The 22,881-nt window shown below is 67.3% G+C and carries 20 protein-coding genes; 7 read left to right on the top strand and 13 right to left on the bottom strand.

Annotated elements, in window-relative coordinates:
- The first annotated feature begins 16 nt into the window (after positions 1–16).
- The 3 genes from ACXJLH_RS02265 (at position 17) to ACXJLH_RS02255 (ending at position 2,048) form a co-directional block, all read left to right on the top strand.
- Positions 17–745, top strand: coding sequence for a helix-turn-helix transcriptional regulator (locus tag ACXJLH_RS02265; RefSeq protein ID WP_457442344.1), 729 nt, complete (start codon positions 17–19; stop codon positions 743–745).
- Positions 746–1,044: 299 nt separating this feature from the next.
- Positions 1,045–1,296 (top strand): hypothetical protein, encoded by a 252-nt coding sequence (locus tag ACXJLH_RS02260; protein ID WP_157281978.1) that lies wholly within the window; start codon positions 1,045–1,047, stop codon positions 1,294–1,296.
- 104 nt (positions 1,297–1,400) lie between these two features.
- Positions 1,401–2,048: a CatA-like O-acetyltransferase gene (locus ACXJLH_RS02255; protein WP_457442343.1), complete on the top strand. Its 648-nt coding sequence runs from the start codon at positions 1,401–1,403 to the stop codon at positions 2,046–2,048.
- On the opposite strand, the gene ACXJLH_RS02250 is transcribed toward ACXJLH_RS02255, so the two are convergent.
- Positions 2,045–2,953 (bottom strand): SDR family oxidoreductase, encoded by a 909-nt coding sequence (locus tag ACXJLH_RS02250; protein ID WP_457442342.1) that lies wholly within the window; start codon positions 2,951–2,953, stop codon positions 2,045–2,047. The genes ACXJLH_RS02255 and ACXJLH_RS02250 overlap by 4 nt on opposite strands.
- Positions 2,954–3,075: 122 nt before the next feature.
- Between ACXJLH_RS02250 and ACXJLH_RS02245 the strand changes: the two genes are divergently transcribed.
- On the top strand, positions 3,076–3,288 hold the full coding sequence (locus ACXJLH_RS02245; RefSeq protein WP_457442341.1) for a DUF4287 domain-containing protein: 213 nt from the start codon (positions 3,076–3,078) through the stop codon (positions 3,286–3,288).
- A gap of 27 nt (positions 3,289–3,315) precedes the next feature.
- Here the strand turns inward: ACXJLH_RS02245 and ACXJLH_RS02240 are convergent, their stop codons facing one another.
- The 12 genes from ACXJLH_RS02240 to dgoD form a co-directional block, all read right to left on the bottom strand.
- On the bottom strand, positions 3,316–4,086 hold the full coding sequence (locus ACXJLH_RS02240) for an exodeoxyribonuclease III (protein ID WP_457442340.1): 771 nt from the start codon (positions 4,084–4,086) through the stop codon (positions 3,316–3,318).
- A gap of 18 nt (positions 4,087–4,104) precedes the next feature.
- Entirely contained in the window at positions 4,105–5,523 is a 1,419-nt protein-coding gene (locus ACXJLH_RS02235) for a dihydrolipoyl dehydrogenase (RefSeq protein WP_457442339.1), read from the bottom strand.
- Between the two features lie 49 nt (positions 5,524–5,572).
- Complete coding sequence (locus ACXJLH_RS02230) at positions 5,573–6,523, bottom strand: LysR family transcriptional regulator (RefSeq protein ID WP_056202403.1); 951 nt, start codon at positions 6,521–6,523, stop codon at positions 5,573–5,575.
- On the bottom strand, positions 6,520–7,287 hold the full coding sequence (locus ACXJLH_RS02225; protein WP_457324439.1) for an SDR family oxidoreductase: 768 nt from the start codon (positions 7,285–7,287) through the stop codon (positions 6,520–6,522). The genes ACXJLH_RS02230 and ACXJLH_RS02225 overlap by 4 nt, the downstream gene beginning before the upstream one ends.
- Before the next feature lie 170 nt (positions 7,288–7,457).
- Complete coding sequence (gene araH, locus ACXJLH_RS02220) at positions 7,458–8,438, bottom strand: L-arabinose ABC transporter permease AraH (RefSeq protein WP_056202407.1); 981 nt, start codon at positions 8,436–8,438, stop codon at positions 7,458–7,460.
- A 163-nt stretch (positions 8,439–8,601) separates the two neighbouring features.
- On the bottom strand, positions 8,602–10,113 hold the full coding sequence (gene araG, locus ACXJLH_RS02215) for an L-arabinose ABC transporter ATP-binding protein AraG (protein WP_457442338.1): 1,512 nt from the start codon (positions 10,111–10,113) through the stop codon (positions 8,602–8,604).
- A gap of 1 nt (position 10,114) precedes the next feature.
- Positions 10,115–11,089, bottom strand: coding sequence for an arabinose ABC transporter substrate-binding protein (locus tag ACXJLH_RS02210; protein ID WP_457442424.1), 975 nt, complete (start codon positions 11,087–11,089; stop codon positions 10,115–10,117).
- A 26-nt stretch (positions 11,090–11,115) separates the two neighbouring features.
- Entirely contained in the window at positions 11,116–12,021 is a 906-nt protein-coding gene (locus ACXJLH_RS02205) for an SMP-30/gluconolactonase/LRE family protein (protein WP_457442337.1), read from the bottom strand.
- Between the two features lie 83 nt (positions 12,022–12,104).
- Complete coding sequence (locus tag ACXJLH_RS02200) at positions 12,105–14,498, bottom strand: beta-galactosidase (protein WP_457442336.1); 2,394 nt, start codon at positions 14,496–14,498, stop codon at positions 12,105–12,107.
- A gap of 36 nt (positions 14,499–14,534) precedes the next feature.
- Entirely contained in the window at positions 14,535–15,152 is a 618-nt protein-coding gene (locus ACXJLH_RS02195; RefSeq protein ID WP_457442335.1) for a 2-dehydro-3-deoxy-6-phosphogalactonate aldolase, read from the bottom strand.
- Between the two features lies 1 nt (position 15,153).
- The gene (locus tag ACXJLH_RS02190; RefSeq protein WP_457442334.1) at positions 15,154–16,053 is read right to left on the bottom strand and encodes a 2-dehydro-3-deoxygalactonokinase; all 900 of its coding nucleotides are present in this window, start codon (positions 16,051–16,053) and stop codon (positions 15,154–15,156) included.
- Positions 16,047–17,195, bottom strand: coding sequence for a galactonate dehydratase (gene dgoD / locus ACXJLH_RS02185; protein WP_056202424.1), 1,149 nt, complete (start codon positions 17,193–17,195; stop codon positions 16,047–16,049). Before dgoD ends, ACXJLH_RS02190 begins: the two co-directional genes overlap by 7 nt.
- A 581-nt stretch (positions 17,196–17,776) precedes the next feature.
- Here dgoD and yicI point away from each other — a divergent pair.
- The 3 genes from yicI to ACXJLH_RS02170 all read left to right on the top strand — a co-directional run bounded on the left by yicI (position 17,777) and on the right by ACXJLH_RS02170 (position 22,863).
- The gene (yicI, locus tag ACXJLH_RS02180) at positions 17,777–20,062 is read left to right on the top strand and encodes an alpha-xylosidase (protein WP_457442333.1); all 2,286 of its coding nucleotides are present in this window, start codon (positions 17,777–17,779) and stop codon (positions 20,060–20,062) included.
- Positions 20,059–21,408: a hypothetical protein gene (locus tag ACXJLH_RS02175; protein ID WP_457442332.1), complete on the top strand. Its 1,350-nt coding sequence runs from the start codon at positions 20,059–20,061 to the stop codon at positions 21,406–21,408. The genes yicI and ACXJLH_RS02175 overlap by 4 nt, the downstream gene beginning before the upstream one ends.
- 459 nt (positions 21,409–21,867) lie before the next feature.
- On the top strand, positions 21,868–22,863 hold the full coding sequence (locus tag ACXJLH_RS02170) for a hypothetical protein (protein WP_457442331.1): 996 nt from the start codon (positions 21,868–21,870) through the stop codon (positions 22,861–22,863).
- Positions 22,864–22,881: the final 18 nt, after the last annotated feature.

The raw sequence follows: 22,881 nt of genomic DNA, 5'->3' as shown, positions 1-22,881 counted from the left end.
GGCAGACTTGGCAGGTATGGGTAAGCCCGAAATGAACTACCAGCAGCTGATCGACGTCGGCCTGAGTGACGACTTCGAAAGCTTCGAGCGCCGCCTTGTCGCGACGGCGGATGCGCTGGGCTTCCCGATCATCTCCGGCGTGCTGATGCGTGGGCGCCTGCAGGACGCCGATGTGCAGATCACGTCGCTGGGGAATACGCCCGAGGGGTATCTCGCGGTGGCGAAGGACCTGGGCGAGGCCCGTCGGGATCCCGTCATGGCCAAGCTCATGAGCCATGCCGTGCCGGTCGTCTACGATCAGAAAACGTATGTAGCGGCGGACGCCGGGGACATCTGGGAAGCGCAGGCACCCTACGGCTACAAGACGGGAATCGCCGTCAAGCTGCACCTGCCGGGTGACAAGCACTTCCTGCTCGGCGTGGATCGCGACGAGGCGCTGCCCGAGCCGGGCATGCAGCTGATGCAGATGGTTGCGGGCCTGCAGCTGCTGGCTGCGCATGCGCTGACGGCGGCGGACCGGCTGCTGGGCGCGAAGCTCAACAAGGGTGATCTGCCCAAGCTGACCCGGCGCGAGCTGGACGTGCTGAGCTGGACGGCCCAGGGCAAGACGGCCTGGGAGGTCAGCGTCATCCTGGGCATGAGCGAGAAGACGGTGAACTTCCATCTTGGCAATGTGATGCGCAAGCTGGGCGTGACGTCCAAGCACCAGGCAGTGCTCAGGTGCGTGGCGGCCGGCATTCTGTAATGCGGTTTCAACCTAGCAGACTTGCTAGGTTTCTAGGGGGGTTAAAACAGGGAAAGTGCGGGCTGGCGACATCTAGCCCCCACCCTGCAGGAGCCCCCCATGAAAGTCATCGACCTGATCTGCGAACTTCTCGGTCTGCCCAAGCTTGGAGGCTGACCTGATCGACGGGTTCTTGCCCAATGCATGCGGCGATAGATTGCGCAGATGACCAGCTCCAGCCAACGAGCTCCGCATCTCTCGCATTCCTGATGCCGCTGCATACGGCCCCGGCCCCCCACCCTTGCCGCAGCACAGGCACCGTGTCCATTTCCCCCGAAACCTATGCCCGGCTTTTGAGCCTCGCCGATCAGGCGCCGCTCGATTGCCTGCCACTGACGTCGCGCACCCTGGCATGCGCCAAGACGCTGGGCTACAACCAGATCGGCCAGATCCGCAGCACGCCCAACAGCCGCCTCTTTGCCGACCTTGGCGAAGATCGCGCCGAGGAACTCCAGCGGGCCCTCTATGACTTCGGCGTGCGGCCGATGCAAGGCGGCGAGCTGAGCGGCTGACGCGCAACCACCCTTCAACTCCTTCGAGCCCGCCTGCTTCGGCAGACCGGGCTCCTTTTTTGTCCACGTTCACGCATGTGCCTTCGTGCGAGCATGCGGTCCATATGCAAGACCGCGACATCCCTCTCGACGCCTGGCCGCGCCGCGCCGCGCTGGCGCACTTCCGCACCATGGCCCAGCCGGCCTTCAGCATCACCGCGCCGGTCGACGTGACCGGCCTGCGCGAGCGCGCCGCTGCTCACGGCGCCACGCCCTGGCTGGCCTACCACCACGCCGCGCTGGAGGCAGCCAATGGCGTCGATGCGATGCGCCAGACGCTGACCGACGGCGGCCGGGGCGTGCGCGAGTTCGGCGTCATCCATGCCAGCACGACGGTGCTGCGCGACGACGGAAGTTTTGGCTTCCTGACGCTGCCACGCGAACCTTCGCTCGCCAGCTTTGCCGCCCGCGCCAAGCCCGGCATCGAGCGCGTGCGCCATGCCAGTGGCGACCTTTTCGCCGCCGATGAGCCCGGCGACGTGCGCGAGGAAACGCTGGTCCACATGACCGCGCTGCCCTGGCTGGGGTTCACTGCGTTCACCCACGCGCGCGGTCAAGGCGACGACCGGCCCAAGGTGGCCTTCGGCCGCTTCATCGAGACGAACGGCCGGCTGCTGATGCCGGTCGCCGTCGATGTGCACCATGCACTGTGCGACGGCGTGCACATCGGGCGCTTCTTCGAACGCTTCCAGGCAAACCTGGACGCGATCTAACGATAGGCCGCCACGTCGACGTCGCCCGCCTCGCTGTCGAGCATGTGGCGCCAGGCGTCGGGCTGGCTGCCGTCCAGGTCGGTGAAGCCGTAGATGCGGGCCAGTTGCCCACTGGACAGCGACTGGCCGTTCCAACGCGCGACGTCGGGGTCGGTCGCGAGCGCCACGACGGCCCGCCCGACGAAGGCCGGGCTTTCGGCAATCGCAAAGCCCGGCACGCGCTCGATGGCGTCGCGCCAGTTGTCCTCGCGCACGCCAAAGGCCTCCAGCATGGTCTCGGAGCGCAGCCAGCCCGGCGTCAGTGACAGACCCGTGGCACCGTGCGACTTCAGCTCATGGCCCAGTGCAAAGCCCATGCGCAGCACGGCCGCCTTGGCTAGGTCGTAGAAGAAGGAATTGCGGTAGCGCGTGCCGTTGTATTCCTCGGTGCCGTCATTGATCTCCACCACCAGGCCGCCCGGCGCCCTGAGCAGCAGCGGGATCGCGAAGTGGCTGGTGATGGCATGAGTGTCGATGGCCAGGCGCAGGCTGTGCAGGCCGAATTCGAGATCCGACTCCCAGACCGTCTTGCCCCATTCGATCTTGCTCGCACCGAAGATATCGTTGACCAGAACGTGCAGTGCCCCCTGTTCACGCTCGATGCGGGCGACCAGGTTGCGCACTTCGTCGGCCACCAGATGATCGACCTTTACCGCGATGCCACGGCCGCCCGCAGCATCGACGAGGGCCGCCGTCTCCTCGATGGTTTCGGGTCGATCCATCTCCGAGCGGGCCGCCTGCGTGCTGCGCCCGGTGCAGTAGACCGTCGCACCGGCCTCGCCCAGGGCCACCGCGATGCCACGGCCGGCGCCGCGCGTGGCGCCGGCCACCAGGGCCACCTTGCCTGCCAAGTTCCTGTTGTGCATGTCACTCGCCCTTGAAATGCCCGGTTTGCGATTCGCGGTTTGTCGAAACTTGCTGCTCTGAATCGTCATGCAGCAGATGCCGGCCGATCGCCGGGCGTCAGTCAGACTTGAAGGGTATCGATATGGCAACGCAAGACAACAAGGTCAAGGGCCCCGCCTCCTACTTCCCCTCCATCGAGAAGAAATACGGCCAGCCCATCGCGCACTGGGAACAGGTCATCGCCCGGGCCGGGCCGATGAAGCATATGGAGCTGGTCAACCTGCTGAAGGCCGAGCACGAGATGGGCCACGGGCACGCCAATGCGCTGGTGGCCTGGGTCCTCGCGAAGAAGTAGCCCGCGTCGTCCGCGCGCTATCCGAGGTCAGTCGTCGAGGGTGACGATGACCGGCGCATGGTCGCTCGGCCGCTCGTTCTTGCGCGGCAGCTTGTCGATCTCGCAGGCCGTCACGCGAGGCTTCAAAGCCTCGCTGACGAGAATGTGGTCGATGCGCAGGCCCTGGTTCTTGCGGAAGGCCAGGTTGCGGTAGTCCCACCAGCTCCAGCTCTTGGGCGGCTGCTCGAAAAGCCGGAAGGCGTCGGTCAGCCCCAGCCCAATGAGCTGCTGGAAGTGCTCGCGCTCCTGCGGCGTGCAGTGGATCTGGCCAGCCCAGGCGATGGGGTCGTAGACGTCGCGGTCCTCGGGCGCGATGTTGAAGTCGCCCATCAGCACCAGCTCGGGGTGCTGCTTCATTTCCTCGATCAACCAGCCGCGCAGACCTGTCAGCCAGTTCATCTTGTAGGTGAACTTGTCGCTGTCGGGCGCCTGGCCGTTCGGGAAGTAGCCACCGATGACGCGCACACCGCCCACGGTGCCGGCGATGACCCGGGCCTGCTCGTCGGCAAAGCCGGTGATGTTCTTGACGACGTCATCCGCGCGTTCACGGCTGATCAGCGCGACGCCGTTGTAGGTCTTCTGGCCGAACCACTGCACCTGGTAGCCGGCCTCGCCGATTTCCATGGTCGGGAATTTGTCATCGGTGAGCTTGGTCTCCTGCAGCACCAGCGCATCGACCGGGTGGGCAGCCAGCCAGTCCAGCACCTGCGGCAGGCGGACGGCGAGTGAGTTGACGTTCCAGGTAGCGAACTTCTTCATCCTGTGATCCTAGCGTCGTCAGCCGCCGACCTCGGCCTCGGTATCGCAGTCCATGCAGTTCTCGATGGGCGGCGCAGGCAGGTGGAGATCGCTGTGCAGCTGGCGTAGCGCCGTGCGCAGGCCTTCCTCCACGACCGGGTGATAGAAGGGGCAGTCCAGCATCTGCTGCACCGTGTCGCCGCGCTGCACGCTCCAGGCCAGCAGGTGGCCGAGGTGCTCCGCGGCCGGGCCGATCATCTCGGCGCCCAGCAACCGGCCCGTGCCGCGCTCCGCATAGACATGCAGGCCGCCGCGGTTGACGAGCATGACGCGGCTGCGGCCCTGGTCGGCAAAGCTGACGCGGCCGACGTCAAAGTCGCGGCCCGTGGCGAGCAGCTCCGAGTGACTCGCCCCCGCAATGGCGATCTGCGGCTCGCTGAAAACGATCGCCAGCGGCGCGCGGCGCGGGCGACTGTGCACATCGGGCCAGCGTGCTGCGTTGTCGCCGGCAATGCGGCCGGCGTCCGACGCTTCATGCAATAACGGCCGATCGTTGGTGACGTCGCCGGCGATGAAGACCGGCATGCCACCCCACTGGCTGGTATGGCGGTCGATCAGCGGGTGGCCTTGGGCATCGCGTGGCAGGTTCAGGGTCTCCAGCCCCAGGCCGTCGAGGTTGGCCTGGCGGCCTGCAGTGCAGAGCACGGCGTCGAAGTGCTCGCCGCCGACGAGGACCTGGTCGCCGTCCAGCGCCGGGTCCAGCGTGGCGCTCAACGTCAGTGGCAGGTCTTCGGCAAACAGCTTCTGGGCCAGCGGCTGCAATTCGGGATCGGTCAACGGCCCGACGCGATCGCCGCGAGCGAACAGGCGCACGCGCACACCGAGCTTGTGCAGGGCCAGGGCCAGTTCCAGGCCGATGACGCCGGCGCCGACGACAGCGATCGACTTCGGCAGGTCGACCCAGTCGAAGACATCGTCATTGACGATCAGCCTGGCTCCCAGGCGTTCGCGCCAGCCCGCCGGCACGAAGGGCCGGGAGCCGGTTGCGATGACGATGGTTCGGGCCTCGACGCGCTGGCCATCGACGTCCAGCACGCCTTGGGCGAGGAAGCGCGCCCGGCCGAAAAGCCGCGTGGATTCCGGCCAGCCATGCACCGTCTCGAGCACGAAACCGACGAAACGATCGCGCTCGTCCCGCACCCGCTGCATGACGGCCCGGCCGTCAATGCGCGGCGCCTCGGCCTGCACGCCGAAGCGATGCGCCTCGCGCACGGCCTGGGCTGCTTCGGCCGCAGCGATCAGCAGCTTGCTCGGCATGCAGCCGACACGCGCGCAGGTGGTGCCGTAGTGGGCGGCCTCGATCAGCAGCACGCGGTCGGTGTGGGCGCGCGCGGCGCGGTAGGCAGCCATGCCGGCAGTGCCGGCGCCGATGATGGCGACGTCGCAGGAGAAGGTCACGGTGCTGGGCTTCCTGAGTGTCCGACTGGGCAGGATAGCCGCTGCCGCGTCAGGTGTGCAGGCCGCGCCGCGCGGCTTCCTCGCGCAGGCAGTTCAGCATCAGCTCCGCCCCCGGCGACAGCTGATGGCCGCGGCGGGTGACGATGCCATACGCGTCCATGCGCAGGCCGAGGTCGAAGTTGAGCACAGCCAACAAACCCGCCTCCAGATAGGGCTTGACCAGCTCTTCAGGCAGGGCCGACAACATGTCGGACTGGCCGAGCAGGCTGGTGATGACGGGCAGGGACAGGGTCTCGACGGTCTGCTGGGGCTGGTCCAGGCCGGCGGACAGGAACAGGGCGGTCAGGCGGTCGCGCAGGATGCTGCCGCCGGGCGGCAGGATCCAGCTCTGGCGGGCCAGCTCGGGCAGGCTGAGGTCGCGACGGTCGGACAGCGGGTGGCCGGCGCGCACGACCAGGCAATGCGGCTCGTCGGTGAGCGGTTCGAAGCTGAGCTGGGCGGCCGACTCGCTGTCCAGCACCCGGCCGATGACGAGGTCGAGCTCACCGTTCTGCAGGTGCTGGATGAGCAGCTTGCTGGTGTCCACCGAGATGGCGACATGCACCCGCGGCTGGCGCGCCTTGAGCTGCGTGATGGCGGCCGGCAGCAGCGTCGTCGAGGGCGTCAGCACGGAACCGACCGCCACGCGGCCCGACAGGCCCGACAGCAGTTCCATGAGCTCCTGATGGCCGGCGTCCAGCTCGGCCAGGGCCGCGCCGGCGCGCCGGATCATGACCTCACCGTACCAGGTTGGCGCCACACCGCGCGGCAGGCGCTCGAAGAGCTTGACGCCCAGAGCGTGCTCGAGATCGGCCAGCAGCTTGGATGCCGCCGGCTGCGTCAGGTTGGCGGCCTGGGCGGCATGCAGGATCGAGCCGTGCCGACCGAGTTCCACCAGCAGCACGAGCTGGCGGGTCTTCAGGTGGGAGCGGACAAAGCGATCCGAGCGCGGGTCAGTCATTCGTGATAGAGCTGCGACCGGCCCCCATCGATGAGGATGTCGGTTGCGTTGATGAAGCGGGCTTCGTCGCTGGCGAGGAAGAGCGCAGTGTAGGCAACCTCGATGGGCTCGCCGATGCGCTTGGGCGGCAGCAGCTCGACCTGCCGTTTGGCGTCCTCGGGTGAGTTGGCCAGCCACTCGACGACACGCTCGGACAGGATCAGCCCCGGCGAAATGGAGTTGACGCGGATGTTGTGCGCGGCGTATTGGATGCCTAGCGCCTTGGTCATGCCGATCAGTGCGTGCTTGGCGACGGGATAGGGGAAGGCGTTGGGGATGATGCGGTGGCCGTGCACCGAGGCGACGTTGACGATGCTGCCGCCGCCGCTCTCCAGCATGCCGGGCAGCACGGCACGGCTGCAGTGCATCGCGCCGTCGAGGTCGACGGCGAAGCAGCGTTGCCACTGCGCCGTCGTCATCGCCAGCGGCTCGGCGAAGACGTCCATGCCGGCGTTGTTGATGAGCACGTTGATCGTGCCGAAGCGCTCGACGCCGCGCGCAGCCATCGCGCGCACGGCGGCTTCATCGGCGATGTCGGTGGCGATGAACATGGCGTTGTCATCGCCCAGCTCCTGCACCAACGCCGCGCCCAGCGCCTCGTCGGCTGCCAGCCCGTTGAGGATGACTCTGGCGCCCTCGGCGACAAAGAGCCGGGCGATGGCCTTGCCGATGCCCTGGGTGGAACCGGTCACCAGCGCGACCTTGCCTTGCAGACGTGAACTCATCTCAGCTTTCCATCGTGGCGAACGTCCCACGGTTCGTCGTATTTGCGGGCCGAGCGACGGGCCGCTCCCTAGCCGGCCCGCGCTGGCGATGTGCTTGCGGCTCAATGCCGCAAGCATCGCCGTCCCCGCGGGGGACCGACCAAGGTAATCCTTGGGCGAGGGGCGCCATGTCAGCCACGGCGTTCGCCTCGGGTCTTCAGTTGGTCGAGAAGGACGGCGGCCAGCAGGATGAGGCCACGCACGAGGTATTGATAGAACGCGTCGACGTTGAGCAGGTTCATGACATTCTCGACTGTGCCCATGATGAGCACGCCGATGACGACGCCGAAGATGCGCGCCTTGCCGCCCTGCAGTGACACGCCGCCCAGCACGCAGGCCGAGATGACGTCCAGTTCGAAGCCCGTGGCCGCGTTGGGCTGGCCGCTGGTGATGCGTGCCGACAGGATCAGGCCTGCCAGCGCCGTGACGACGCCCTGCAGCAGGAAGATCCACACGCGCAGCCGTTCCACGCGCACACCCGCCAGGCGTGCCGCCTCGGGGTTGCCGCCGATGGCCAGCGTGTTGCGGCCGAAGACGGTGTGATTGAGCAGCACGCCGAAGATGAGGAAGCTGAAGCCCGTCATCCAGATCGGCAGCGGCAGGCTCAGGAAGCTCGTGTCGCCGAAGCTGATGAAGCCTTCGTCGGCGATGCCCACGGCCTGGCCCTTGGACGCGATGAAGGCCAGGCCCCGCACCATCAGCATGGTGGCCAGCGTGGCGATCAACGCGTTGACGCGCAGATAGGCGATCAGCACGCCATTGCCCGCGCCGATCAGCGCGCCGGCCAGCAGCCCGCCGCCGATGGCCAGGCCGACGCTGCCGGTGCGCTCCAGCACCATGGCGCCGAGCACGCCGGCGAAGGCGATGGTTGAGCCCACCGAGAGGTCGAAGTCCCGCGAGGCCAGGCACAGCATCATGGTGCAGGCCACCATGCCGATCTGGGCGACCGACAGCAGCAGGCCGACGATGTTGGCGCTGGAGAAGAAGTTCTCGACGGTGAAGGCCAGCACGACGAAGAGCAGGCCGTAGCCCAGCGTCATGCTGTGTTCCTTGAGCAGGGCGCGGGACGTCGAGGACATGGCGGGGCGGGGCGTGAGAGTGGTCGTGTTCATGTCAGAAGCTGCGAATGAATCCCGCGCGGCCGAGCAGGCCGTCGCGGCGTCGCCAATCAAGGCGCAAAGCGCAGCCGTAGCTCTTGCTACGGCGAGCATTTGCAACGCCGAGTGGCGGCGTCGCGGCGGGATGAGCGGGTGTGTGGGGTTCGTTCACAGCTTCTCACTGCAGTGGTGCGGCGGGCGCTCCGTCAGGCAAGGCCAGGGCAAGTGCGGCGGTCTCGCTGGCGTTGGCGCGGTCCAGTTCGCCGCTGATGCGGCCGTCGCGCATGACGATGAGGCGGTCGGTGATGCCCAGCACTTCGGGCAGCTCGCTGGAGATGACGATGACGCAGCAGCCCGAGGCCGCCACGTCGTGGATGATCTTGTAGATCTCGTTCTTGGCACCCACATCGATGCCGCGGGTCGGCTCGTCGAGGATCAGCACCTTCAGCCCTGGCTCGGCCAGCCAGCGCGCGAGGATGACCTTCTGCTGGTTGCCGCCGGACAGCAGGCGGATCTCCTGCTCGCGGCTGGGCGTCTTGATGCGCAGCTTCTTGATGAAGTCGTCAGCGCGCTGGGCTTCCTGGCCGTGGCGCAGGAAGACGCCGCCCGCCAGGCCGTGGCGGCGGCAGCTGATGTTGATGTTCTCGGCGACTGAGCTGTGCGCCAGGATGCCCTGTTCCTTGCGATCCTCGGGGCAGAGGACGATGCCTGCGGCAATGGCGTCCGCCGGGCTGTGGGCACGCACCGGCTGGCCGTCGAGCAGCACCTCGCCGCCGCGGCGCGCGTCGGCACCGTAGAGCAGGCGCATCAGCTCGCTGCGGCCGGCGCCGACCAGGCCGAAGAAGCCCAGCACCTCGCCGGCTCTCACTGCAAAGCTCAGTGGCGTGGGCAGGCGGTCGCTTTGCAAGCCGCGCGCTTCAAGCCGCATCGGGCCCTGCTGGCGGCTGCGGTAGTCGTAGATGTCCTGCAGCTCGCGGCCGACCATGTCGGCGATCAGGCGCTCACGCGGCACCTCGGCCATGACCTCGTGCGTGACGATCTTGCGGCCATCGCGGAAGATGGTGCAGGCGTCGCACAGCTCGTACAGCTCTTCGAGGCGGTGCGAAATGTAGATCAGCGTGCGCCCTTCGGCGCGCAGCCGCTTCACCAGCCGGAACAGGATTTCGGTCTCGCGGTGCGACAGGCTGCTGGTGGGCTCGTCGAAAGCGATGACCTTGGCGTCCTGCATGACGGCTTTGCAGATCTCGACCATCTGGCGCTGGGCGATGGACAGCTCCGACAGGCGCGAGGCCGGGTCCAGATCCACGCCGATGGCTGCCAGTTGCTCGGCCACCAGCCGGCGCGCGGCCTTGTGGTCGACGAGGCCTAGGCGAGTCGGCAGGCGGCCGAGCAGCACGTTCTCGGCCACCGTCAGCTCGGCCACGTACTGCAGCTCCTGGTGGATGATGGCGACGCCGGCGGCAATGGCGTCACCGGCCGAGGTGAAGTGGCGCTCCTGATCGTCGATCAGCAGCCTGCCGCCGTCGGGCTTGTACTGGCCACCGAGGATCTTCAGCAGCGTGCTCTTGCCCGCGCCGTTCTCGCCGAGCAGGCCCATGACCTGGCCCGGCCGCGCCTCGAAGCTCACCCCGTTCAGCGCCTTGACGCCGGGGAAGACCTTGCTGATGTTGTCGAACTGCAGGGAAGCCATGTCAGAGGCCCATCTGCTTTCGGAGTTCAGCTTGGTTTTGACGGGTCATCAGGATGCCGCTGGTCAGCGTGACGGGCGGCGGCGCCTTGCCCGCGGTGGCCCATTCATACACCGCCACGGCGGTCTCGTAGCCATGACGCTTCGGGCTGATCAGCACCGTGCCGTAGAAGGCCGTCGGCGTCGGCTTGGTGAACTCGTTGAGCGCCGTCTGGCTGCCGCCAATGCCGATGGCCAGCATCGCGTCCTGCTTGATGCCGCGGCCTTCCGCGGCGCGTACGGCGCCCAGGGCCGCTTCGTCGTTCAGGCCGAAGGCGACCCAGCGCTTGAACTTGGCGTTCTTCGTGAAGGCGATGTTGGCGCCGTTGAAGGCGCTCTCCGTGTCGGTCTTGGCCTGGGGCGCGTCGACCACGTTGGCGGCCGGCACGCCGGCAGCCTTCAGCGCATCCACCGCTCCCGTGGTGCGGTCGCGCGCCGTGGGCAACTGGTCGAAGGCCACACGCAGCACGCCCACCTCGTCCAGCTTCCAGCCGCGTGCCTTCATCTCAGCCAGCAGCCCCTGGCCGACCTGCTTGCCGATCTCGTAGCCCGAAATGCCCATGTGGGGAATGTCGGCGATGGGCTTGCCGGCGCCGTCGACGAGTTGGTCGTCCACTGACATGACCTTGAGGTTGTGGCGCTTGGCGGCGCGGTTGACGGCCACGCCGAGCTTCACGTCGGGTGCGCAGATGACGAAGCCGACGGCCTTCTGCGCCGCCAGGTTGTCAATGGCGGCCATCATCTTTTCGCCGTTGGGGATGCCGATCTTCACGAGGGTGAAGCCCTTGTCCTTGGCGGCCTGCTCGGCATAGCGCCATTCGTCCTGGAACCAGGGCTCTTCGGCCTGCTTGACGAGGAAGCCGATCTTGACCGGTTCGGCCGCTTGCAGCGCGAAGGGGGTGGCCAGCAGGGCCAGGGCCAGTGCGGCGCGTCGTTGCATCTTCATTGTTGTCTCCTAGTCTTCCGTCAGTCTTCAAACAGGGCGTCAGGCACACCCAGCGCCGTGGGCAGGCGCAAGCCGAACAGGCTGCCGGACAGCGGCTGGGCGGCGAGAGCGTCGCGGCTCAGCTCCGTGCGGGCGGTGGTGAGCATCAGCTGGTCCATGCCTTCACCGCCGATGGCGGGGCAACTGGTGTGAGTGGCCGGGGCGCGCAACACGCCCATCAGCCGGCCCTCGGGGTCGTAACGTGCCACGCGGCCGGCGCCCCATTGGGCGTTCCACAGGCAGCCTTCGGCATCGACGACCGAGCCATCGGGCCAGGCGTCGTCGCGGTCCATCGCCGTGAACAGGCGGACGTTGTCGACCTGGGCGGTGTCGGCGTCGTAATCGCACTGCTGGATGCGCTGGGAGAGCGTGTCGCAGAAGTACATCGTGCGGCCGTCCAGGCTGAAGCAGACGCTGTTGGCAATCGCCACCGCCGGCAAGGCCAGGCGGCGCAGGCCGTGGGCCATGGAGTATTGGTAGAAGCTGGCGATCGTGGACTTGGGCCGGCGCTCCTGGGCCTCGTTCATCGTGCCGAAGACGAAGTTGCCGCGCCGGTCGGTGCGCCCGTCGTTGATGCGCGTGCGCGGCTCGGCGGCGTCGACCGGGGCAGCGGTCTGCAACTGGCCAAGATCCAGGTTGTCGCCCAACGTCGCGAGAGCCAGGCGCTTGGCCAGGCCCAGCAACACGCGGCCCGAGCGGCAGTGGGCGAAGCTGCCCAGGCGATCCGGCAGGCGACATGACAGCGGTCCCGCCGCGCCCGGCTGCCAGGCAAACAGGGTCGCCGCCTCGATGTCCGTCCACCACCAGCGGCCGCCATGCCAGAGCAGGCCCTCACCAAGAAGGGCGCCCTGTGGCAAGGTCAGTTCAAGGTCGCCGTTCAATGTCATCAGAAGTCCAGGTTACGGAGCGGTTCCATCCAACACAAATCGAATGTCCGGGCTTAACTATCCAGATTCGGAATATCGATCGCTCAGGGCGCGATCGCTGCATGCCTGACCGTCAGCAGCCGGGCGCCGCGCAATTCGGCGACCTGCGTCTGGCCGGCGGCGAAGGCGGGCCGATGGGCCGCGTCGATGTAGACCGGCGCGTCGCCGCGCAGCGGCAGCACGCTGAGCTGCAATTCGGCACCCGGCTGCAGCGCGAACTGGCGCAGGCCGATCTGCCAGCGCTGGCCGTTGTAGTACCAGTCGTCCAGCATCCGGCTGCCGGCGAAGACGCGGCCGATGTCGCCGACGAAGTCCAGTTCCAGCAGCACGTCTTCCGCGTTCGGCGCCAGCGGCTGGGGCAGCTTCAGTGACCAGGTCACCGCCGCGGCAAATGCCTCGGGAATAGGCTGCACGGCCGCCTTGGCCAGGCCACCCTTCAACACGGGTGGCACGGCCCGGGCCGGGCGGGTGGGGCTGATCTGCAGCGTCGGCTGGGCGTTGTCGCCCGCCAGCTCCAGGCGTTGCAGCAGGCCGTTCTGACCGACCTTCAGGCCGACCGCACGCGGCCCGGGCAGGGCAGGGAAGACGGCGGCGCGAAGCGGCTGCGGGCCGATGCCGCGCAGTTGCAGCTTGCCGTTCGCCACCCAGGCCTGCTGCTCGCTGAAAACGAGCCGGCGCTGCCCGGCAATCTCCAGCACGTTCAACTGCTCCACCTGTTCCGGCGCCAGCAGCAGCACGCTGACGGCGCGGCCGTCGCGGCTGCCGATGCGCTGCAGCTGGTTCGCGTCCGGCTCCAGTGTCCTGATGCCGTCGGGCAGCGCGAACTCTGCGGGGACGCCGGCCGTCGTTGCGAACACATGGACGATGCCCTGGGCGCCCGCGTCGAGGCGCGTGACCGGTTGGGCCGTCGCGTGGCGCAGCATCACGCCGTCAAGCTCGAGGTTGATGGGCCAGATGAAATAGGCGCCGTTGGGAATGTCGACCGGCGTGCTCGGCAGCGTCACCCTGCCACCCGGCAGCTGCACCTCGAAGCGCACGCCGACCTGCGCCGGCATGGCGTACTGGCGCACATGGTTGTTGAAGAACAGGAAGCCGGCGTCGCCCTTGCTTCGCACGGACCAGCGCGGCGTTTGCAGGTCGGCCGGGTTGGTCGGCGAGCGCTCGGGCTGGCGTACCGTCATCGTCGCCAGCGCGGCGCCGTGTTCGCGCAGGAAATAGTGGAAGGGACGCAGCTTGGTCAATACCGGGCGCTGCTGACCGTCAGGCCCCAGCGGCGCCTGGAAGTCATAGCTGATGCGTGGCGTGTCGTTGTAGCCGCCGCTGAGCGTGCTTTCCTCCAGGCCGGTGCCGCCCACGCCGACCGGGTTGCGGCCGCCGTGGAACATGTAGTAGCCGAACAGGTTGACGCCCGAGCCCAGCTGCACGGGCAGCATGGCCGCGATGTCGTCAGGCGACACCAGCGTGCGGCGGCGGTACATCGCCGGCAGGCCGGGGCCGTATTCGGCACCGAGGAAGGGCACCTTGTCCTTGTCGGTCTCGGCGGTACCTGGGGCGTGCGACTGGGTCTGCGCGCCGAGATCGCCGCTGACGCGGGTGCTGAAGCGGAAGGCGTGCGTCTCCTTGGGCGGCAGCTCCCGGGTGCTGGTGGCCCAGGGCTCATCCGGGTAGCCACCGAAGACGGGGGTGACCTCGCCGGACGGGTAGACGGTGCCGTCCCAGCCTGTGACGGTGTACAGCGGCACATCCATGCCGGCCTTCAGCGCGAGCTTCTTTAGTGCGCTGATGTGGTCCTCGCCCTTGCCAGGGCCGCGGATGTTGTATTCGTTCTCCAGCTGCACGCCGACGACCGGACCGCCGTCCTTCCACAGCAGGCCCTTGAGCTGCACGCCGATCTCGGCGTACAGGCGCTCGACATGGCCCATGTATTCGGGGTCGTTGCCGCGCGTGGGCATCTTGTCGACGACCCAGTCGGGAATGCCGCCGTAGCGGGCCTCGCCGTGCGCCCAGGGGCCCAGCCGGACGACGACCTGCAAGCCGGCGGCCTGCGCCAGCTGCACGAAGCGGCGCAGGTCGTGGTTGCCCTTCCAGTTGAAGGCGCCGGGCTGCTCCTGGTGGTGGTTCCAGAACACATAGCTCGCAACGATGTCGATGCCGGCGGCCTTCATCAGCCGCAGCTGGGTATCCCATTGCGAGGCGGGTGCGCGGCTGTAGTGGTACTCGCCCATGACCGGCAGCCAAGGCTTGCCGTCGCGCAGCAGGTACTGGCTGTTGACGTCCAGCGTCTGGCCCTGAGGCGAGCGTGCCGTGCCGAGCTGCAGGTGGCCGGTTGTCGGCGCCGGAGCGGCGGCGCGGGCATCGAGCTTGAGCAGCGTGTCGGCGCTGGCCTGGCCAAGAGCGAGCAGCACCAAGCCTGCGCACAGCGTGAGCGTGCGGTTCATGGAGTCTCCGGTGTCGTTATCTTTTTTTGTCGCGTGTCAGAGCGCGCGCCAGGCCTGCACGAAAGCTCTTGCCCGCGGTGCCACGTCGGATGCCGTCAGGCCTGGGCTGTAGAGCGCCGAGCCCAGCCCGAAGCCGGCGGCGCCCGCTTGCCTGTACGGGGCCATCGTCTCGGGTGTGATGCCGCCCACCGGCAGCAGGCTCAGCTCGCGCGGCAACACGGCACGCATGGCCTTGAGCACCGGCGGTGTGACCAACTCGGCCGGGAAGAGCTTGAGCGCGTCGGCGCCGGCCTGCAGGGCCGCAAAGGCTTCAGTCGGCGTGGCCGCGCCGGGAATGCAGGCCAGGCCACGCGCCTTGGCCACGCGGATGACGGCGACGTCGGCATGCGGCATGACGATGAGGCGGCCACCGGCGATCTGCACGTCACGCACCGCGTCGGCGCTGAGCACGGTGCCGGCGCCGATCAGCGCGTCGTTGGGCATGCGGCGTGCGAGGCGGGCGATCGAGTCCAGCGCCTGGGGCGAGTTCAGGGGCACCTCGATGACGCGAAAGCCTTCGAGATAGAGCGCGTCGGCGATGGCCTCGACTTCATCGGGCTTGACGCCGCGCAGGATGGCGACGAGGGGGAGTTGTTGCAGTGCCTGGTCGAGCATGTCAAAGCCCCATGGTTTGCGCCAGCCGCCAGAGGCCGGCGGGCGCGGTGTTGTCGAGTTGCAGCGGCTTGTCCATGCCGAAACGGCCGAGGGCGAGCGCATATCGCTCGCACAGTGCCGGGTCGCCGATGAGAGCCAAGCGCTCGGGCGTGGCGGCCTTCAGTTCGTTGGCGATCTCGTGGCCGATCAGCAGGCCCGAGAGGTAGTCGGGCAACTGCTCTGCGGGCAACCGCTTGAAGAGGCCCAGCGTGCGCACGGCAAAAAGCTGGTGGCTCAGGGCCCCGTCCTCGCGCGCTGCGTCCACGCCAGCCAGGAACGCCTGGGAGGAGGGCGCTGAACTGCCGTCCGCTGGCATCAAGCGGGCGAGCACGGAATGCTGGCGCAGCAGTGCGTAGAGTTCGCCGGTCATGTGGGTTGCAAAACCCGTCACCCTGCCAGCCTCGACGCGCGCCCACTTCGAATGCGTGCCAGGCAGCACCAGGCAGGCCTGTTCGGCCAGCTCGGGATGCAAGGCGAAGGCGCCAACAATCTGGGTCTCTTCGCCGCGCATGACATCCGGTTGGGCGCCGTCATGCATCAGGCCGGGCACGATCCAGAACCTGGCATCGACCTGCAATGCCTGGCGAGCCAGCGCGGCGGCGTCGGCCGGGCAGGGCGCATAGGGCGCTTCGCGCCAGCCATGCTGGCTGCCGACCATGCCGCAGGCGAGCATCGGCAGCTCGGGCCAGCCGTTGGTCACGGCGGCCAGCGCCTGGGCGAAGGCGTCTGCGCCGGCCAGCGTCGAGGCGCCCTGCTCGGATTGGCGCGTCGCCAGCACGGCACCGTCGGCGCCCAGCAGGAAGGCGCGCAGCCGCGTGCTGCCCCAGTCGAGCGCGATGAGGCGGCCGCCGTCGATCACCATTCGGCGACGCTCCCGTCAGCGTGGCGCCACAGCGGGTTGCGCCAGTCCGGCGCCGTCTTGCTGGCCTCGATGACCTTTTCCTCGTCGACCACCACACCCAGGCCGGGCTTGGTCAACGGCTTCATGTAGCCGTTCTCGATGTGGAAGTCTTCCTTGTTCAGCACGTAGTCGAGCAACTCGCCACCCTGGTTGTAGTGGATGCCCATGCTCTGTTCCTGCAGCACCGCGTTGTGCGAGACGAAGTCGACATGCAGGCAGGCGGCCAGCGCAATGGGCCCCAGCGGGCAATGCGGCGCGAAGGCCACGTCGTAGGCTTCGGCCATCGCAGCGATCTTGTGGCACTCGGTGATGCCGCCGGCGTGAGAAAGATCCGGCTGCACGATCGACAGGCCACCGGCCTGGAAGACGCGCTTGAACTCGAAACGCGAATACATGCGCTCGCCGGCCGCCAACGGGATGGCGGTGTGCTCAGCCAGACGGGCATAGGTTTCGTCCTGCTCGGCCAGCACGGGCTCTTCGACGAACAGCGGCCGGTAGGGTTCCAGCGCTTTCAGCATGACCTTGGCCATCGGTGCGCCGATGCGGCCGTGGAAGTCGATGCCGAACTCGATGTCGTGGCCAAAGGCTTCGCGGATCTCGGCGATGCGGGCCACGGCTTCGTCGACCTTGCGGGCGCTGTCGATGAGGCCCATCTCCTCGGAGCCGTTCATCTTGAAGGTGTCGAAGCCCCCTTCGCGCAGCCGCTTGATGTCGCGGATGACATCGGCCGGCCGGTCACCGCCGACCCAGGAATACACCTTCATCTTGTCGCGCACCAGGCCGCCGAGCAGCTGATGCACCGGAGCGCCCAGGGCCTTGCCCTTGATGTCCCACAGCGCCTGGTCGATGCCGGCGATGGCGCTCATCAGGATGGCGCCGCCGCGGTAGAAACCGCCGCGGTACATGACCTGCCAGAGGTCGTTGATGCGGGAGGCGTCTTGCCCGATCAGATAGGGCTCGAACTCGTGCACGGCGGCTTCGACGCTGCGCGCCTTGCCTTCGATGACGGGCTCGCCCCAGCCGCTGATGCCGGCATCGGTGTCGATCTTCAGGAACATCCACCGCGGGGCGAGGCGGTAGGTCGTCAGCTTGGTGATTCTCATGGGGCCATGACTGGTGCAGGAACGGCCGAAAGCTTAGGAGGGGCTGCTAGTTCTGAAATATCGAATCTTTGCCGGTGGCTATATGGATTTCATATTGGTGGATAGGCGCCGAAAAGCGAAAGGGCTGCAGAAGCAGCCCTTGCTTGGTAGCGGCACGCGGTTCACATGCCCGTCTCAGTGCGACTTCAGTCGCGCTTGCTGTTGTACTGGCCACTCACGGCGTCGCCCAGTTGACCCACGATCGCCAGCGTCGCCAGCACCAAAGTCACGATCAGCAGTTCCATTTGTTTCCCTTTCTTCGTTGTTGACGGATCGCATCTTAGGGTTTTCACCATATCAACAAGGGTTAACCCTATGCATTGCGGGCATGGAACGATGCGGTACCTGCGCCGAGAGGGCGTCAACGCGCGGCTTTCGTGCGATCTGCACTGAGGGCGGGGCGGCGAACGGCCTGTCGGTTGTTTCGCCTTGCGACTTGTTTGTCTGTTTGTTTGGTAAGACCGGGCATGTTGTATGCTTGACTTCGGTCTGACCAAATGCAATGCCGGCCGACCGGAGACAACAAGGAAGAATGATTCATCATGAAGTTCACTGACGGACAGTGGATGCATCAGCCGGGCGTGGCCGCGCATTACGCGGCCGAGGCCTATGCGATCGAAGTCCACGAAGACCGCCTGGTCGTGCTCGCCACGACCCGCCCCATCAAGCACCGCGGCGACACGCTGCAAGGCCCCACGCTGACCGTGACGCTGAGCTCGCCGCTGCCCGGCGTCATCCGCGTCAGCGTCGAGCACTACGCCGCATCCAGCGCGCCGCGCCTGCACATCCCCATGCCCGGCGCTGGCAAGCATCCAGTGCAGATCGACAACGGCGACGCCAAGGCCACGCTGACCTCGGGCGCGATTTCTGTCGACGTCAAGAAGGGCGACGGCTGGAGCCTGACCTTCCGCGAAGGCGACCGCATCCTGACCAAGAGCGACTGGCGCGGCCTGGGCTTCATCCAGTGGGCCGGCAAGGACGGCCTGGTGCGCCACCACGTCCACGACCAGCTGTCGCTGGGCGTGGGCGAGAACGTCTACGGCCTGGGCGAGCGCTTCACGCCCTGGGTCAAGAACGGCCAGATCGTCGAGAACACCAACAAGGACGGCGGCACCGCCTGCGAGCAGGCCTACAAGAGCGTGCCCTTTTACCTGACCAACCGCGGCTACGGCGTGCTCGTCAACGAGGCCGGCCCGGTGTCCTTCGAGGTCGGCTCGGAGAAGGTCGCCCGCGTGCAGTTCAGCCGCGAAGGCGAGAGCCTGGACTACTGTGTCATTGCCGGCCCCACCCCCAAGGACGTCGTGGGCCGACTGACAGCGCTGACAGGCCGCGCACCGCTGCCCCCGGCCTGGAGCTTCGGGCTGTGGATGACGACCTCGTTCACCACGCAATACGACGAGGCCACCGCCACCCACTTCATCGACGAGATGGCGCGCCGCGAGCTGCCGCTGGCGGTCTTCCACTTCGACTGCTTCTGGATGCGCGAGTTCCAGTGGTGCGACTTCGCCTGGGACCCGCGTGGCTTCCCCGAGCCCGAGGCGATGCTCAAGCGCCTGCACGCCAAGGGCCTGAAGATCAGCCTCTGGATCAACCCGTATGTGGCGCAGAAGTCGCCGCTGTTTTCTGAAGGCGTGAAGCACGGCTACTTCATCAAGAGAACCAACGGGCTGACCTTCCAGACCGACCAGTGGCAGCCCGGCATGGCCATCGTGGACTTCACGAACCCGGCCGCCAAGGCCTGGTACCAGGGCCACCTCAAGCGCCTGATCGCGCAAGGTGCGGACTGCTTCAAGACCGACTTCGGCGAGCGCATTCCGAGCGAAGGCGTGACCTACTTCGACGGCTCCGACCCCGTCGAGATGCACAACCTGTACGCGCTGCAATACAACCAGGCCGTCTTCGAGCTGCTGGAAGAAGTGCAGGGCAGCGACGCCATCGTCTTCGCCCGCTCCACCTACGCCTCGGGCCAGCGCTTCCCGGTGCACTGGGGGGGTGACTGCTGGAGCACCTTCGAATCCATGGCCGAGAGCCTCAGAGGCGGCCTGTCGCTCACAAGTTGCGGCTTCGCCTTCTGGAGCCATGACATTGGCGGCTTCGAAGGCAACCCGCCGCCGGCCGTCTACAAGCGCTGGATCCAGTTCGGCCTGATGTCCTCGCACAGCCGCCTGCACGGCAGCAGCAGCTACCGGGTGCCATGGCTCGTGGACGAAGAGAGCTGCGACGTGCTGCGCGTCTTCACGCGGCTCAAGCACCAGCTCATGCCGTATCTGTACGCCAAGGCGCACGAGGCGACCCAGACCGGCGTGCCGCTGATGCGCGCCATGCTGATGGAGCACCCGCAGGACCCAGCCTGCGCGACGCTGGACCGGCAGTACCAGCTCGGCGAGAGCCTGCTGGTGGCACCGGTGTTCACCGAAGACGGCAGCGTGGACTTCTACCTGCCTGAAGGGACGTGGACGCATCTGCTGAGCGGCGAGAAACGCGAAGGTGGCCGCTGGCATCGCGAGGTGCATGGCTTCCTGTCCATGCCGCTGTACGCCGCACCGAACAGCGTCATCGCCTGGGGCGCCGAGACCGAGAAGCCGGCCTACGACTACGCCCGCGGCACGGTGCTGCGCGTGTTCGAGCTGGATGACGGCGCCAGCGCGGCCTTCACGGTCGTGGGCGCGGATGGCAGCATTGCGGCGCGTGGCACGGTCAGCCGCCAGGGCGGGCAGTACACGGCCCAGGTCTCCGAGGGTGCGTTGCGGGATTGGGCGCTCGAGGTGAACGGGCGGCGCAGTCCCGCGCTGACCGAGGGCAAAACCTTGAAATGGGAACGTTCATGAAAGCATCACGCGTTGGACATAGCGGCGACGTCGGGCCGCGTTCTGGCCCGCGGGTTTCTCTGAGGCTGGTTGCGCTGGCGGCGCTTCTGCATGCACCGGCGACAGTGCTGGCTCAGGGCACCTTTCCCGGCATGGAGCCCGGTCGCGTTGGCGGCGTGAGGGCCGAAGGAGAGAACCCAGACAAGGCGGCTGCGGCGGCCAAGAACAAGCAAATGGCGCAGGAGCTGATCGACCAGCAGCGCGACGAAGCCGCGCACCGCCTGATGGTCGAACAGCGGGCACAGCTGCGTGCGCGCTTGGAGCGCGATGCGGGACTGCTGCGCCAGCCGGTGGACTTGCTGGCGGGCATGTTCCAGCTGCCTGCCGACCTGAAGCTTTCTCCGGAGCACCGAAGCGTGGCCGAGGGTGTGCTGCGTCAACAACGTGAGCGCGCACAGGCCGGCTGGGCGGCATGGCTGACCGATGAAACCGCGCAGGGCAAGGGCGAGCTGCGGGCGGAAGTGGCTGCGCAGCGATTGAGCAATCGCGTGCTCAACGAAGTGGCGCTGTGGCAAGCCGATGCAACGCCGCACCCCAGCGACACGATCTGGATCGATGCGCTCAAGACACCCGCCATTTGCCAGCGGCTCGACCAGCCGCGGCCCGCGGCGCAGGTGGCGCAACTGATCGAGGCGCTGCCCGCCGAGCAGCGCGACGCCGCCTGGCAGGGCGAGGCAGCGCGCCTGGCACGATGGGGTCAGGTCCCGCGGCAGGTGCCGCCGTCGCCGGACCGTGCGTTCGAGGATGAGCTGGTCGCTGCGCTCCCCAAGCCGCTGGGCAACGCATCCAGCCTCGCCCCCGAGGTGCGCAACGCGCTGCAGGCGCCGGGCTGGACCTATGCCGCGCAATCACCCGCTTCACGTTGCGAGCTGCTGCGCTGGTGGAGCCAGGAGCAGGTACGCACCCAGCGAATGACTGCGCCGCGTGCGCTGCATGCCTGGCGCACCGCCATGGCCGTACGTTCGTCGGGCTATCTGCTGCCCGATGTGCCGCGCAGCGGCCCCGGCGCGACGGACGCGAACGGCTTTCCGCTGTTCGCACGCCGCGCCGAACTTGCGGGCACGGTCGTCGTGGAACAGGACATCGATGCTGCCGGCAAGATCGTGCGCAGCTTCGTGCAGCGCCGCGAAGTCACGGCGGCTGGCGTGCGCGGTATGCCGGCCCTGGCCCTGGAGCGCGAACTGGACGCCGTGAGCCTGGCACGCGCTGCCACCACCCCCGCTGCTGCCCCAGACCCGGCGCAAATGCGCGACGGAACGGCCACGCGCCGCATCGGCATCGAGTGGGTGCTTCCCCCAGGTCTTTAGGGCCAGTCTGCGAAACCACTCGTCAATCCGACTGAGCCGGAAAGTTCGCTGTTCGATGTCAATCGAATCGGTCTGAACTCGCATCCACGAGCCGACCAAGGAACATGCAGAGTTGCGCGGCGGGACGCTTCAATTTCATCAATTTCTTCCCGTCTCGCCCGCACATCTCCCTGGATGCAAGAGCCCGGCGTGCCGCACTACTTGTGCGCGCCACACTTTGACGCAATAGGAACTTCACGGATGAGCGTGCCAAACCAACGCCCGACACGTGCCACTGCGACAAGCGCACTGCTGTGTGCGCTGGTGCTATCCGCCTGTGGGGGCGGCAATGACTCGGGCACCCCCGCGTCACCCGTCGGCGCTGCCCCTGCTCCCGCACCTGCACCTTCGATCACTGCAGCCCTCGGTAAGCCCGGTCGGCTCCTCGTGGGCCTCGGCGCGGCCAGTCCTATCGCGGACATGAAGGCCCAGCAGATCGCTCCGGACATCATCGATACCTATCTCGTGGCGGTCACGGGTTTCAACTCTGGCGGCGGCGGTAACGCATGGCCTCAATGGCAATACAACTATCCGGACGGCGGCGTCATCACGGTCTTCTCCAACGACGTCGCGGCCATGGGCGCCGTGCCGATGTTCACCCTGTTCCAGATGCCTTCCCTGCGGGGTGGCGACGTCACCGTCATCAACGACGCGCCGTTCATGGCCGCCTACTGGGCGCAAGTCAAGTTGATGTACCAGAAGATCGCCGAGACCGGCCGCCCCACCCTGGTCAACCTCGAGCCTGACTTCTGGGGCTTCGCAGAGGGCAGTGCACCCGGCGGCGACCCGGCGAAGTTGCCGGCGCGCGTGAGCACGGTGCCGGAATGCGCCAGCCAACCGAATACGGCCGTTGGCGTCGTCGGTTGCCTGTTGAAGCTCGGACGGACGTACGCGCCCAAGGCGAGGATGGGCTTTCCCCCGTCGATGTGGTACGGGAACGCAGACGCCACCGGCACCTTCATGGCAAAACTCGGTGCAGACAAGGCCGACTTCATCGTGGCGCAGACGAGTGATCGCGACGCAGGCTGCTTTGAAATGCCGACGCCCGTGGACGAGTGTGCGGGGCGCGGCACCGGCCCGTTCTACTTGGACGAGAACAACGTCACCACACCGAATTTCAACCAAAGCCTCGCCATGTGGAGCACCGTGCGAAGCCACCTGGGCGGCCTGCCGATCCTGTTCTGGCAGACCCCCATGGGCGTGCCCTCGGCGACCCCCGGCGGAACTCCGAAGCACTATCGGGACAACCACGTCCAGTACATGCTGACGCATCCAACGCAGTACACGGGCAACGGTGTATTCGCGCTCGTTTTCAGTCCCGGGGGCGCCACGTCGGCGGACATCACGAACGACGGCGGCCAGTTCGCACGCCTGTTCAAGGCCTACCTGGCGAAACCCGCTCCGTTTCCCCAATGAGCTCAACGGGGTGAGATC

Source organism: Roseateles sp. P5_E4 (assembly GCF_054049255.1).
Note: the sequence above shows the minus strand (reverse complement) of the source record. Positions and strands in the feature narration are given on the sequence as shown.

What these genes read in the sequence shown, in the direction of transcription:
- ACXJLH_RS02265 (WP_457442344.1), top strand. Translation starts at nt 17, where the DNA reads ATGGGTAAGCCCGAAATGAACTACCAGCAGCTGATCGACGTCGGCCTG.
- ACXJLH_RS02255 (WP_457442343.1), top strand. Translation starts at nt 1,401, where the DNA reads ATGCAAGACCGCGACATCCCTCTCGACGCCTGGCCGCGCCGCGCCGCG.
- ACXJLH_RS02250 (WP_457442342.1), bottom strand. Translation starts at nt 2,953, where the DNA reads ATGCACAACAGGAACTTGGCAGGCAAGGTGGCCCTGGTGGCCGGCGCC.
- ACXJLH_RS02245 (WP_457442341.1), top strand. Translation starts at nt 3,076, where the DNA reads ATGGCAACGCAAGACAACAAGGTCAAGGGCCCCGCCTCCTACTTCCCC.
- ACXJLH_RS02240 (WP_457442340.1), bottom strand. Translation starts at nt 4,086, where the DNA reads ATGAAGAAGTTCGCTACCTGGAACGTCAACTCACTCGCCGTCCGCCTG.
- ACXJLH_RS02230 (WP_056202403.1), bottom strand. Translation starts at nt 6,523, where the DNA reads ATGACTGACCCGCGCTCGGATCGCTTTGTCCGCTCCCACCTGAAGACC.
- ACXJLH_RS02225 (WP_457324439.1), bottom strand. Translation starts at nt 7,287, where the DNA reads ATGAGTTCACGTCTGCAAGGCAAGGTCGCGCTGGTGACCGGTTCCACC.
- araH (WP_056202407.1), bottom strand. Translation starts at nt 8,438, where the DNA reads ATGAACACGACCACTCTCACGCCCCGCCCCGCCATGTCCTCGACGTCC.
- araG (WP_457442338.1), bottom strand. Translation starts at nt 10,113, where the DNA reads ATGGCTTCCCTGCAGTTCGACAACATCAGCAAGGTCTTCCCCGGCGTC.
- ACXJLH_RS02210 (WP_457442424.1), bottom strand. Translation starts at nt 11,089, where the DNA reads ATGCAACGACGCGCCGCACTGGCCCTGGCCCTGCTGGCCACCCCCTTC.
- ACXJLH_RS02205 (WP_457442337.1), bottom strand. Translation starts at nt 12,021, where the DNA reads ATGACATTGAACGGCGACCTTGAACTGACCTTGCCACAGGGCGCCCTT.
- ACXJLH_RS02200 (WP_457442336.1), bottom strand. Translation starts at nt 14,498, where the DNA reads ATGAACCGCACGCTCACGCTGTGCGCAGGCTTGGTGCTGCTCGCTCTT.
- ACXJLH_RS02195 (WP_457442335.1), bottom strand. Translation starts at nt 15,152, where the DNA reads ATGCTCGACCAGGCACTGCAACAACTCCCCCTCGTCGCCATCCTGCGC.
- ACXJLH_RS02190 (WP_457442334.1), bottom strand. Translation starts at nt 16,053, where the DNA reads ATGGTGATCGACGGCGGCCGCCTCATCGCGCTCGACTGGGGCAGCACG.
- dgoD (WP_056202424.1), bottom strand. Translation starts at nt 17,195, where the DNA reads ATGAGAATCACCAAGCTGACGACCTACCGCCTCGCCCCGCGGTGGATG.
- yicI (WP_457442333.1), top strand. Translation starts at nt 17,777, where the DNA reads ATGAAGTTCACTGACGGACAGTGGATGCATCAGCCGGGCGTGGCCGCG.
- ACXJLH_RS02175 (WP_457442332.1), top strand. Translation starts at nt 20,059, where the DNA reads ATGAAAGCATCACGCGTTGGACATAGCGGCGACGTCGGGCCGCGTTCT.
- ACXJLH_RS02170 (WP_457442331.1), top strand. Translation starts at nt 21,868, where the DNA reads ATGAAGGCCCAGCAGATCGCTCCGGACATCATCGATACCTATCTCGTG.